This window comes from Aliivibrio sifiae (genome assembly GCF_002954705.1).
GTDB classification, from domain to species: Bacteria; Pseudomonadota; Gammaproteobacteria; order Enterobacterales; family Vibrionaceae; genus Aliivibrio; species Aliivibrio sifiae_A.
On sequence record NZ_MSCO01000001.1, the window covers coordinates 1,747,747 to 1,759,583 of the forward strand.

General features: G+C 38.5%; 12 protein-coding genes. 7 read left to right on the forward strand and 5 right to left on the reverse strand.

Translation table 11 applies throughout. From position 1 onward, the window contains the following. Positions 1 to 166 precede the first annotated feature (166 nt). A complete protein-coding gene (locus tag BTO22_RS07735) occupies positions 167 to 355 on the forward strand; it encodes a hypothetical protein (protein WP_105054994.1) in 189 nt (62 codons plus the stop codon). A 366-nt stretch (positions 356 to 721) separates the two neighbouring features. Then, on the forward strand, positions 722 to 1,060 hold the full coding sequence (locus tag BTO22_RS07740; RefSeq protein ID WP_105054995.1) for a cytosolic protein: 339 nt from the start codon (positions 722 to 724) through the stop codon (positions 1,058 to 1,060). An 84-nt stretch (positions 1,061 to 1,144) separates the two neighbouring features. Here the strand turns inward: BTO22_RS07740 and BTO22_RS07745 are convergent, their stop codons facing one another. Further along, positions 1,145 to 1,495, reverse strand: a complete 351-nt coding sequence (locus BTO22_RS07745) for a hypothetical protein (RefSeq protein WP_105054996.1) — start codon at positions 1,493 to 1,495, stop codon at positions 1,145 to 1,147. A gap of 327 nt (positions 1,496 to 1,822) precedes the next feature. Here BTO22_RS07745 and xthA point away from each other — a divergent pair, with 327 nt between their 5' ends. From xthA to BTO22_RS19935, 3 genes are all read left to right on the forward strand, one after another. Beyond that, entirely contained in the window at positions 1,823 to 2,629 is an 807-nt protein-coding gene (xthA, locus tag BTO22_RS07750) for an exodeoxyribonuclease III (protein WP_105054997.1), read from the forward strand. 153 nt (positions 2,630 to 2,782) lie between these two features. Next, positions 2,783 to 3,433: a glutaredoxin 2 gene (grxB, locus tag BTO22_RS07755; protein ID WP_105054998.1), complete on the forward strand. Its 651-nt coding sequence runs from the start codon at positions 2,783 to 2,785 to the stop codon at positions 3,431 to 3,433. A gap of 183 nt (positions 3,434 to 3,616) precedes the next feature. After that, positions 3,617 to 3,796, forward strand: coding sequence for a hypothetical protein (locus BTO22_RS19935; RefSeq protein WP_181044577.1), 180 nt, complete (start codon positions 3,617 to 3,619; stop codon positions 3,794 to 3,796). Between the two features lie 122 nt (positions 3,797 to 3,918). On the opposite strand, the gene BTO22_RS07760 is transcribed toward BTO22_RS19935, so the two are convergent. From BTO22_RS07760 to BTO22_RS07775, 4 genes are all read right to left on the reverse strand, one after another. Beyond that, positions 3,919 to 4,596 carry an ABC transporter permease gene (locus BTO22_RS07760; protein ID WP_105054999.1) on the reverse strand — a complete coding sequence of 226 codons (678 nt, stop codon included), beginning with the start codon at positions 4,594 to 4,596 and terminating at the stop codon, positions 3,919 to 3,921. A 2-nt stretch (positions 4,597 to 4,598) separates the two neighbouring features. Beyond that, a complete protein-coding gene (locus tag BTO22_RS07765) occupies positions 4,599 to 5,339 on the reverse strand; it encodes an ABC transporter permease (RefSeq protein WP_105055000.1) in 741 nt (246 codons plus the stop codon). Between the two features lie 138 nt (positions 5,340 to 5,477). Further along, the gene (locus BTO22_RS07770; protein ID WP_105055001.1) at positions 5,478 to 6,254 is read right to left on the reverse strand and encodes an ABC transporter substrate-binding protein; all 777 of its coding nucleotides are present in this window, start codon (positions 6,252 to 6,254) and stop codon (positions 5,478 to 5,480) included. 79 nt (positions 6,255 to 6,333) lie between these two features. Next, the gene (locus BTO22_RS07775; protein WP_105055002.1) at positions 6,334 to 7,104 is read right to left on the reverse strand and encodes an ABC transporter ATP-binding protein; all 771 of its coding nucleotides are present in this window, start codon (positions 7,102 to 7,104) and stop codon (positions 6,334 to 6,336) included. A gap of 618 nt (positions 7,105 to 7,722) precedes the next feature. Between BTO22_RS07775 and BTO22_RS07780 the strand changes: the two genes are divergently transcribed. Then, positions 7,723 to 9,231 carry a DUF3360 family protein gene (locus tag BTO22_RS07780; protein WP_105055003.1) on the forward strand — a complete coding sequence of 503 codons (1,509 nt, stop codon included), beginning with the start codon at positions 7,723 to 7,725 and terminating at the stop codon, positions 9,229 to 9,231. A 286-nt stretch (positions 9,232 to 9,517) separates the two neighbouring features. Continuing rightward, complete coding sequence (gene pflB / locus BTO22_RS07785) at positions 9,518 to 11,794, forward strand: formate C-acetyltransferase (protein ID WP_105055004.1); 2,277 nt, start codon at positions 9,518 to 9,520, stop codon at positions 11,792 to 11,794. Positions 11,795 to 11,837: the final 43 nt, after the last annotated feature.

Genomic DNA, 11,837 nt, shown 5'->3' on the forward strand with positions numbered 1-11,837 from the left:
CCATTATTTGTCTCGTTTAGAGATCGAAAAGCCAATTCAGAAATGAGTTGGCTTTTTTTGTGTCTATAAGAAATAAAACGCGAATTTTTTCTTTTTATTACTTGCCAAAACCACTGTACAAATATACAGTAACTTTATTTTCAATAATATAAATAGAGGCATTAAAATGCACATAGCACAAACTCAAAAGCAGCAAGAACCTTCACAATGGAAAACTTGTAGCTTATGTAATAAAGAGGCCTTTTGTAATCCATCAACTAGTGTAACAATGGCGTGGATAAAAGCAGGCTTTGGCCAACAAAAATGCACTTGGCATTGTGAAACGTGCAAGCCTTCTGCCAAGCTAATGAATTAACTTATCTATCAAGTTAATGATAATTTGATTTTAAATAATAATTAAATGCATTTACTCTCAAGTAGTTAGAAGAGATCACCAGTATAACTGTCACAAAAAGTGTCTACACCTTCATATGCTATTACTACAAATACAATGAAGCCTCTCTAGCTATATGCTTTTTTACGCGGCTTCGTTTCTTTTTGTTGAAAGCCTCCATGCTGACCTCCTTCTTTATTTAGTCACCACAATTGTAATTGGAAGAAAATCAACAAAAACGTGTTTTGTAATGACCTAATAATATCTGGAAATTCTGGAAATAAATCTCTACTACGTTCCCCTCTAAATAGTGATAAAATCTCCGCACCAGAATAACCGAGAAATCCTATGTTTATCCATCATGTTAACGACATCGACTGGCTGGTGATTACAGCTTTTGAAGAACTGAAAACTTTATTTATCGAAGAAGCCGGGGAAATCCCTTTTTGCTTCTCTGCCGCCAGCGAATTGAGCCTGATTGATCAAGCCAAGCGCACTTATGGATATTTACCGACACTCTGCGGCGTAATCACCGATACCGGTACGTTTCAAAGTCAGGATGACGAAGAAGATTTAAGCCCACAGCTTGCCTGCCTAGTTAAGGGGCGTGGTCGAGTGTTTATCTATCACGGCAGCTTTGTGGCTTTTGTGGATGACGAGAAAATCTTTATTACCCGAATGGGCTGAAAATAGTCCATTTTCTTACCCGCAAGAAATCCTGTATAAAAAAGCCACTTTAAAAAGTGGCGTTTTAAAAAAGATAAACTGGCTTCAATTTATTGGTAACTTTTTTGGCCATTGATACGTCACTACCTGATTAATCAACTCTTGCCACATTAACGTACGTTTAAGTGGGTTGTTGTGTTTCGGCGGGACATTTGGCGCACTAGCCCAAAAAAGCACCCCCGGCTCATTTGTACTTTGCGATACAACAAGTGCACTTAAGGGTGGCGCATGGGCATCTGCCAATACCTTGTTTAACTGACTTAATGCCTCGCCCCAAGATTGAGGAGAGTGCCAATCACCTGTTCTACATTTATAATCTTGAGTTAAATCCGAGTACGTTTTCGGTTTATTCCACGACACTAAGATTAAATAGATAACGCTAATATCTACAATCACTCATACCTCCTTATTATTACACCACTAATTAACAATAGACGCCAAAACTAAGATTAACTACTGTCTGCATAAAAATATGCTGTATTGTGCGCAAAAAGCATTTGGTTATATCGATATTAAATAGACAAAGGGTTACGCGTACTTTTCACCAGAGCACCTAAGTAATGCTATTGAATTTAACCCGATAAATCGAAATCAAAAAATGACTACAAAATGACTCAAATACATACCTTTATTGTTATTTATATGTTTATATACACAGTAAGGTTAAAACATAAGTCATTGTTATATAAGAAAGGCAATAAAAATCAAAAGGTTAAACATCCAATGAAAGTAATCTCATTCAACATAAATGGCCTTCGTGCTCGCCTTCATCAACTTCAAGCTATCATTGATAAGCACAACCCTGACGTTATTGCTCTCCAAGAGATCAAAGTACATAACGAAATGTTTCCTATCGAAGCTGTTGAGGCGATGGGTTATAAAGTGTATTTTCATGGTCAAAAAGCACACTACGGTGTTGCTATGCTATGTAAAGAAGAGCCTATATCTGTTCAATATGGCTTTGATACGGATACCGAAGAGCATCAAAAACGTATGATCATGACAACACATCAACGTAAAGATGGCTCTCAGTTCACCGTTATGAATGGTTATTTCCCACAGGGTGATAGCATTAAACATGAAACTAAATTCCCGTATAAACGCCAGTTCTATAAAGATCTCATGACTCATCTAAATACTCACCATAAGAGCGATGAAGAACTAATCATTATGGGTGACATTAATATCAGCCCTATTGATTTAGATATTGGTATTGGTGAGTCAAATGCGAAACGTTGGTTAAGAACAGGTAAATGCTCATTCCAGCCAGAAGAACGTGAATGGCTACAAACAGTAAAAGATTGGGGATTTGAAGATACCTTCCGTAACCTTCATCCTGATGTAACTGATCAGTTTTCTTGGTTTGATTATCGCTCAAAAGGCTTTGTTGATAACCGTGGTCTTCGTATTGATGTTGTTATGGCTACACCAGCACTCGCAACTAAATGTACTGAAGCAGGTATTGATTACGAACTACGCGGTATTGAAAAACCTTCTGACCATGCCCCAATCTGGTCTACGTTTAAATAATAATAAGCTCTACCTTAATTTAAGGGGGAGCTTTCTTATTACGTTACTATTACAAATAAAAATAAGTTTGCCACGATACCCATTAAATACTCCATTTAGATGATCTAGATATAGGCTAGAACTTATTTAGACTCGTGTTATTGAGGAAATACAATGAAATTATTCATCTTTGACCACTGTCCATTTTGTATGAAAGCAAAAATGGTCGCAGGAATAAAAAAGCTTCCTGTTGAATTTACTTATCTTCAAAATGATGATGTCGATACTCGTATCGAAATGGTAGGTGCAAACATGGTACCTATTCTAGAAAAAGACGACGGTAGCTATATGGCTGAAAGTCTTGATATTGCAAAGTATCTCGATGAAATCGATCATCATCCAGTCATAGAGCAAGGCACTCACGCTGACGATATCTCTGAGTGGCTAAGTAATGCTCGCCCTTTATTTAATAAATTAACCTTCCCTCGCTGGACTCAATTTGAGCTACCTGAGTTTTATCGTCCTGAAGCGGTAACGTGGTTTACCGAGAAAAAAGAAGCATTTATTGAAATGAGTTTTAAAGAGGCTCTTAGCCAAAGTGATGAATATATCGCTGTACTTAAACCTTTATTGGTTGATGTGAACTTCATTACTTTACCGTCAGAAAAAGGCAATAAGATCACTTGGGATGACGTCAACTTTTTTCCATTCCTACGCAACCTCACTGTCGTTAAAGGACTAGACTTCCCTCCTCATTTGAAGAACTATTTAGAAGAAATCAGCGAGCTAACGGGGGTGAATCTATATCTAGATATCGCGGTATAATACTAATCGTAGTAAATAACGGATCATTCTAGCTAGCTATAAAGTAAAAAAGAGCACTTAAAGGTGTAATGCCGATCAGTTAGTCACTTTATTGAGTAATTATGCACTATTTATTCAATGTCTAATAGATATGGCAAAGTACCCGTTAAGAGAGTGAAAGATAGATACAACAAGGGCTCCAGAATGATTGTAATAAATTCGTCTGAAGCCCTTGTTTTTATTGATGTTCGCTTAACTGACTGGCATTACTTAAAGGTGCTCTTTTTTTTATCATTACAATTAGAACCAACGTTGATACCAAAGTATTTCACCATGCTCAATGAAATCAAAAAGACTCAAAAAGAAGACGCAAATAACAACTAACTTTACTAGCCTTATCAATAAAAATGATAAGTTCATAACAATTTCCCCAAGAGTGTGACCTAGCTATGCTACATAAAAAAGAGCACAGTTTCGTGCTCTTTTTCATTATAACTTAAATGTAATTAACTTAATGGTCTCATAAACCTAAGCAGTCGAGTTTCGAGCTGCTTAAATATAAAAATAATAATAAATGTTAAACACATATAAAACAGGCCAGCAGCAATGTAGGATTCAAAAGGCGCGTAATAACGTGAATTAACTAACCGAGCAGCACCTGTTAAATCCATCAAAGTAACAATCCCTGCTATTGCAGAGCCATGCAACATGAAAATCACTTCATTACTGTAAGCAGGAAGCGATCTACGTAATGCACTTGGCAGAATGATACGTTTGTAGGTTTGAAATTGGTTCATGCCATACGCTTTTGCCGCTTCTATTTCACCTTGCGGTAAACCATTAATTGAACCACGAACAATCTCTGAAGTATATGCCCCTGTATTTAGAGCAAATGCCACTAAGGCACAAAAAGAGGCGTGCTCCCAAAGCGTATCTTTCACTGGAAAAAATTGATCCATACCATAATAGATGAGATATAACTGGATCAATAAAGGCGTACCTCGGAAGAAATAAATATAAGCCCAAGCTGGAATCCAAATTAATGGATTATGACTATTTCTTGCTATTGCTGAAGGAACCGCAATACACAACCCTATAACTAAAGAAAGAACAACTAACCAAACCGTAGTCCAAAGCCCTTCTAAATAAACAGGTAGGCTCTCAATAATAATTGAAAAATCCATGCTTACCTCGTATGAATACTAAATTTACGCTCAACTAGCTTTAAAGCACCCGTTGAAACAGCAGTGAATAATAAGAAAATACACGCAACAGTCATATAAAACGTAAATGGCATTTTTGTGGTACCCGCCGCCATTGAACTCACTCGAACCATATCCTCCAAACCAATAATCGACACTAATGCGGTTGTTTTTAATAACACTAACCAATTATTACCAAAGCCTGGTAATGCATGCCTAATCATTTGTGGGAACAAAATACGACGAAAAGCCATCGCACCACTCATCCCATAAGCTTTTGCTGCCTCCATTTCACCGCGGTCTACTGCCATTATTGCACCACGGAATGTTTCTGCCATGTAAGCACCAAAAATAAAACCAATAGTAAGAACACCAGCAATAAAAGGACTGATTTCAATATAATCTGGAAGGTAGGAGACCCACTCATGATCAGGATTTGAGCTTATCATCCACTCATTAATCCATTCATTCGCTGCGTATAAGCCATTATTAAGCAGCATTTGGCCGCCAAAAAATAACAGCATCATTAATACAAGATCAGGGATACCACGAACAACTGTTGTATATACGGTTGCTATTGACCTTGCCCAACGATAAGGCGCCATTTTAGCTAACGCTCCAAGTAAACCTAAGAATACCGCTAAGATCAGAGATAATAGAGCCACTTGTAGTGTCACTATTGCCCCTTCTAGGATGGAGGATTCATATCCTTGCAAATCTAACATACTGCTTCCAAGCTTTCGCTTTAATACCTACTCCAATACATAAGAGTTACTCGATATATATTGGGGTAAGTATGACTATTAGAAATAATGGAAGAGACACTAAGCGTGTCTCCTCCCTTTAATACTTAGTTTGCATGTTTACTCGCCATAAACATCGTAGTTAAAGTATTTAGAGGCGATCTCTTGATAAGTGCCTTTTTCACGCAATGAATCAATTGCTGCATTTAGCTGCTGAGTTAAATCTTTATCTTGCTTACGAGTTGCGATACCAAAGCCATCACCAAACCATTTAGGATCAGTTAATGATGGACCAACAAACTCATATTCTTTACCGCCCGGTTTATTTAATAAACCTTCTTCAAGTGCTGATGCATCGCCAAGAACCGTATCAATACGGCCTGCTTTAAGATCTAGATACGCTTCATCAAATGAGCCATAACGTTTAAGATCAACACCTTTACCAAAATTATCTGTTAAGTATTTATCATGTGTGGTAGCACGCTGAACACCAACAGTGACACCTTTAAGCCCCTCTTTTGTCATTACTAATTCTGTGCCTTTTTTAGCAACAAACTTATTTGGGATCAGTGCGTATTTTTCTGTGAAATCAATTTTCTTTTTACGCGCTTCTGTAATCGACATTGCTGCAATGATTGCGTCATATTTACGAGCTAGCAGTGATGGGATAATGCCATCCCAATCTTGAGCTACGATTTTACAGCGTGCTTCCATCTCTTTACACAGTGCGTTTGCAATATCAACATCAAAACCTTTTAATTCACCAGAAGGCTCTGTCCAACTAAAAGGAGGGTAAGCTCCTTCAATACCAAACCGGATTTGCTTCCATTCTTTTGCTTGAGCTGCGCCAGTAACGGCTGTAGATGCAACAATTGCTGCTAATAACCACTTTTTCATTTCCTTGCTCCTGTAACTAATTTAATTATTCTTATCCATATTTACTGTGTTGTGTTTCGGTAGTACTCATTTCACCAATCTAATAAATAGATGAAATAAACTGTTTCAGCCTTTCTGATTCAGGATTCGTGAAGAGTTTTGCAGGATCCCCCTGCTCTTCAACCAATCCCTGATGTAAAAACATCACATGATTTGAGACGTCTCTAGCAAATGCCATTTCATGAGTTACCACTAACATGGTGCGCCCATCTTCAGCAAGGTCTCTCATTACACCCAACACTTCCCCGACTAACTCTGGATCAAGTGCTGACGTTGGTTCATCAAACAACATTACTTCAGGATCAACGGCTAATGCACGAGCAATAGCAGCTCGTTGCTGTTGACCACCAGATAAGTGTCCCGGGTAGTAATCTCTGCGCTCATACAACCCTACTTGTTTTAATATTTGTTCCGCTTTTTCAATCGCTTCGGCTTTTGGCATACCTAAGACATGTACAGGAGCTTCAATCACATTCTGTAAAACGGTCATATGAGACCAAAGATTAAAACCTTGAAAAACCATTGCTAAACGAGATCGGATTCGCTGAACTTGTTTTTCATTAGCAGGAATCGACTCACCTAAACGATTATTTTTCATTTCAATGAGTTCACCATTTACCCAAATTTCACCTTTTGTTGGCGTTTCAAGTAAATTAATACAGCGTAGGAAAGTACTCTTACCTGAACCTGATGAACCAATAATAGATATCACATCGCCTTTATTAGCTTCTAATGAAATACCTTTTAACACTTCATTTTGTCCAAAATGCTTGTGTAAATTTTTTATTTCTAGCGCGACTGCATCCTTCATGCGCCATATACTCCTAATTAAATCACACATTAATCGTTTGCTTTTCTCTTTATTCTTAGAATTTAACACTCAATATTATCACAAGCAACAATTTATTAACCAAACCATGAAGGTCAAACATAATTCAACCCCACAAAGAATTTTAATTCAAATTAGTCTAAAAACTACTCACTTATCAGTTTAATTTAAATATTTATATTCACTATAAAGTTAACAATATTAAAACATTTCATTTTTATAATTTATGTTGAAATTCGATCAATCTAGCACATACTATATGTTCCACATGTAAACGAATTACTACTATTATTTGTTTTTTATTAAGAAATATTAACACATTCAATATTGTTGATACCATTCTAAATATGCATCAAAAACACTGTAGAGCGTTGTTATTAAAAGAAAAATAAAACAACAAATCTATCATTAACATAATAACACCAAAGTATTAACGGTCTCATTTTGTAGTTTTCTTTCATATACAAATATATAGTGATCAAGATCAATCATTGGCTTAATTTTCGTGTGCTACACTCGGCTAAAATAACAAGAAACATCCATCAATATTATTAATATATTGACTCTTTATTTTACTTTAAAATTTATTATGAGGATTCCATGTCTTTAGACAAAGATCAGAACGAAAAGAGCTATAGCGAGCTACATCGCCCAGCCTCTGAGTTCGCTAGCCGTTCAGATTACTTAGATCATGAACTTCAAATCATGAAACCACGTCGTTTTCGTTTAAATTTACCAGGCCGTGATTTCCGTTTTGAACTTGAAGATCTTGTTCCTGCTTTAGCCGGTACTATTGGCATTATCGCAATGTACTCTGCGGTAATGATGTCTTGGGCTGATGGCCTTACGCAAGCATGGCCACACATCAACTTAGGTAAAGAATTTGCCATCGAAGTTGCTCGTGTAGAAATGCTTATCCCTGCTTTTTTATTCTGTATCTTAGCGTCTGGTTTTTTTAACCCTCGTGCTAACCTTGCAGGTAACCACGGCCCAATGATCCCACTTATCGGTGCGATCGCGTTAGCTGGTGCACACCCTCTTGCTCTTGCCATTTTATTAGGTGTATTCGGCTTACTATTAAGTTATTTCAAAGGGGGCTCAAAACTTGTTAACTTGACCTCTGAAGGGGTTGCTGGTGGTCTTCTTGTCTTCTTAGGCTTTAGCGGTGCAATGGGTCAAATTGGTAATATCCAATCTTGGTCTACTGGTCTTGAAGGTGAGCTTGGTTACATTGGTTTAATCGTATTAGCGGTAAATATCGTTCTGTACGCTTACCTTGCTCGTATTAACAAACGTTGGTTAGCAATTCCTGCTTGTGCATTTGCTGGTTTAGCGGTTGCCCTTGCTCTTGGTGCTGGTTTCGATCTTAAATTTGAAACTGAAATGGGTATCCCTAACCTAAATCCTGTTTACTGGTGGGGCTCTACAACTGAAGGTTGGATGTTAGGTCTTCCAAACCTGCAGCACTTCTTGGCATCTCTACCATTTGCAATTCTTGCTGTTGCTATGTGGTCTCCTGATTTTCTTGGTCACCGTATTTTCCAAGAACTAAACTACCCACGCCGTACTGAAAAAGTATTAATGGATGTTGATGACACAATGACCATGTGTTCTATCCGCCAAATGGTTGGTACTGCTGTTGGTGGTGGTAACATCACGTCTTCTTGGGGTACATACATGATCCCAGCGGCTATTGCGAAGCGTCCAATCCCAGCAGGTGCTATTCTGTTGGGTACGATTGTAATGATCATCGCTATCCTAGGTTTTCCTATGGATGTCGCAGTTTGGCCGCCAGTTATGTGTATGGCTTTATTAGTTGGTGTATTCTTACCAATGCTTGAAGCTGGTGTACAAATGGTTAAAGAAAGTAAAGATGCACAATCTGCTGGTATCTGCATCTTTGCTGCTGCTGTTGCTAACCCTGTATTAGCTTGGGCTATGACTATGCTTCTTGATAATAATGGATTAATCGGTGATAAAGAGCGTCCTAAGAATCTTTCTTTTGTTGACCGTATCGTGATCCCTGGTGGCGTATTAGTCATTTGTTTAGTAGCGATGCTTGCAGTAGGTATGCTAGAAGGCCAATACGGCATTAAGGCACTACTATAATAGACACACCTCACGTATAATACTTATGGGGTAACAAACTAGTTACCCTATTTTTATTAAAAAAATTGAAGATTTATTGATTTAGTTTAAGGTTTACAGAAAAAGTTTAATGTATTCTTGAAAAATCGAACGGTTAGTCGCTATATGAATGCTTATAGACTAGTTTTTATAACCATTCATATTGTTATTAATATTAGAGTGTACTATTTGCCCATACGGGTTGTGGTCTATTCATAACACCACTTAAATAGTACGTATTTTTTCTACTAAGAAAGGTAGGTATATCATGGCAGAGCAATTTGCTAAAGCTTGGACAGGTTTTGCAGACGGTGAGTGGCAAAACGAAGTTAACGTTCGCGATTTCATCCAAAAGAACTATGCACCTTATGAAGGTGACGAAGAATTCCTAGTTTCTGAAGGTACTGAAGCAACTAACAAGCTTTGGGCTAAAGTAATGGAAGGAATCAAACAGGAAAACGCAACTCACGCACCTGTTGATTTTGATACTTCTCTTATCTCTACCATTACAGCTCACGACGCTGGCTACATCAATAAAGACCTAGAAACAATCGTTGGTCTTCAAACTGATGCTCCTCTAAAACGTGCAATCATCCCTAACGGTGGCGTACGTATGGTTGAAGGTTCTTGTAAAGCATATGATCGTGAACTTGATCCTATGGTTTCAAAAATCTACTCTGAATACCGCAAAACACACAATGCTGGTGTTTTCGATATCTATACTAAAGACATCCTAAACTGTCGTAAATCAGGTGTTCTAACTGGTCTTCCTGATGCATACGGCCGTGGTCGTATCATTGGTGATTACCGTCGTGTTGCACTTTACGGTATTGATTTCCTAATCAAAGACAAACTAGCTCAATTCGCTTCTTTACAAGAACGTTTTGAAAAAGGCGAAGATCTAACTGCTACAATGCAACTTCGTGAAGAAATTGCTGAACAACACCGCGCTCTAGGTCAAATCAAAGTTATGGCAGCTAAATACGGCTGTGATATCTCTGAGCCTGCTACTACTGCTCAAGAAGCTATTCAGTGGACTTACTTCGGCTACCTAGCTGCTGTTAAATCTCAAAACGGTGCTGCAATGTCTCTAGGTCGTACTTCGACTTTCCTAGACATCTACATCCAACGTGATATCGAAGCGGGTCTTCTAACTGAAGAACAAGCTCAAGAAATGATTGACCATTTCGTAATGAAGCTACGTATGGTTCGTTTCCTACGTACTCCTGAATACGATGAACTATTCTCTGGTGACCCTATCTGGGCTACAGAATCTATGGGTGGTATGGGTCTTGACGGTCGTACACTAGTTACACGTACTAACTTCCGTTTCCTAAATAGCCTATACACAATGGGGCCTTCTCCAGAGCCAAACATCACGGTTCTTTGGTCTGAACAACTGCCTGTAGGCTTCAAACGTTTCTGTGCAAAAGTATCTATCGATACTTCTTCTATCCAGTACGAAAATGATGACCTAATGCGTCCTGACCTAGGTTCTGACGATTACGCAATCGCTTGTTGTGTATCTCCAATGATCGTTGGTAAGCAAATGCAGTTCTTCGGTGCTCGTGCTAACCTTGCGAAAACAATGCTTTACTCTATCAACGGCGGCGTTGATGAGAAGCTGAAAATCCAAGTTGGCCCTAAAGAAGCGCCAATGACTGATGAAGTTCTTGATTACGCTAAAGTAATGGATCGTCTAGATCACTTCATGGATTGGTTAGCAACTCAATACGTTACAGCATTGAACTCTATCCACTACATGCACGACAAATACAGCTACGAAGCGTCTCTAATGGCTCTTCATGACCGTGACGTTCGTCGTACAATGGCTTGTGGTATTGCTGGTCTATCTGTTGCAGCCGATTCACTATCTGCAATCAAATACGCTACAGTTAAACCAATTCGTGACGAAGATGGCATCGCTATCGATTTCGACATCGAAGGTGATTACCCTAAATTTGGTAACAACGACGCTCGCGTTGATGATATCGCATGTGAACTAGTTTCTACGTTCATGGGTAAAATCCGTAAGCTTAAAATGTACCGTAACGCTATCCCTACTCAATCTATCCTTACTATTACATCTAACGTTGTATACGGTAAGAAAACTGGTAACACACCAGATGGTCGTCAAGCAGGTGCTCCTTTTGCTCCTGGTGCTAACCCAATGCACGGCCGTGATGAGAAAGGTGCTGTAGCATCTCTAACTTCAGTAGGTAAACTACCGTTTGCTGATGCACAAGATGGTATTTCTTACACATTCTCTATCGTTCCTAACGCACTAGGTAAAGACGATGACAACCGTCGTTCGAACCTTGCTGGCCTAATGGATGGTTACTTCCACCACGAAGCTAACGTAGAGGGTGGTCAACACCTTAACGTAAACGTTCTTAACCGTGAAACTCTAGAAGACGCAGTTAAGCACCCAGAGAACTACCCACAACTAACTATCCGTGTATCGGGTTACGCTGTGCGTTTTAACTCTCTAACTACTGAACAACAAAAAGACGTAATCGCACGTACTTTCACTGAAACTCTATAATTTCAGCGTTAATTAAGTAGCATTAAGCCCTGCCATTTTGGTT

What these genes read in the sequence shown, in the direction of transcription:
- grxB (WP_105054998.1), top strand. Translation starts at nt 2,783, where the DNA reads ATGAAATTATTCATCTTTGACCACTGTCCATTTTGTATGAAAGCAAAA.
- BTO22_RS07770 (WP_105055001.1), bottom strand. Translation starts at nt 6,254, where the DNA reads ATGAAAAAGTGGTTATTAGCAGCAATTGTTGCATCTACAGCCGTTACT.
- BTO22_RS07780 (WP_105055003.1), top strand. Translation starts at nt 7,723, where the DNA reads ATGTCTTTAGACAAAGATCAGAACGAAAAGAGCTATAGCGAGCTACAT.
- BTO22_RS19935 (WP_181044577.1), top strand. Translation starts at nt 3,617, where the DNA reads ATGATTGTAATAAATTCGTCTGAAGCCCTTGTTTTTATTGATGTTCGC.
- BTO22_RS07735 (WP_105054994.1), top strand. Translation starts at nt 167, where the DNA reads ATGCACATAGCACAAACTCAAAAGCAGCAAGAACCTTCACAATGGAAA.
- BTO22_RS07760 (WP_105054999.1), bottom strand. Translation starts at nt 4,596, where the DNA reads ATGGATTTTTCAATTATTATTGAGAGCCTACCTGTTTATTTAGAAGGG.
- xthA (WP_105054997.1), top strand. Translation starts at nt 1,823, where the DNA reads ATGAAAGTAATCTCATTCAACATAAATGGCCTTCGTGCTCGCCTTCAT.
- BTO22_RS07775 (WP_105055002.1), bottom strand. Translation starts at nt 7,104, where the DNA reads ATGAAGGATGCAGTCGCGCTAGAAATAAAAAATTTACACAAGCATTTT.
- BTO22_RS07740 (WP_105054995.1), top strand. Translation starts at nt 722, where the DNA reads ATGTTTATCCATCATGTTAACGACATCGACTGGCTGGTGATTACAGCT.
- pflB (WP_105055004.1), top strand. Translation starts at nt 9,518, where the DNA reads ATGGCAGAGCAATTTGCTAAAGCTTGGACAGGTTTTGCAGACGGTGAG.
- BTO22_RS07765 (WP_105055000.1), bottom strand. Translation starts at nt 5,339, where the DNA reads ATGTTAGATTTGCAAGGATATGAATCCTCCATCCTAGAAGGGGCAATA.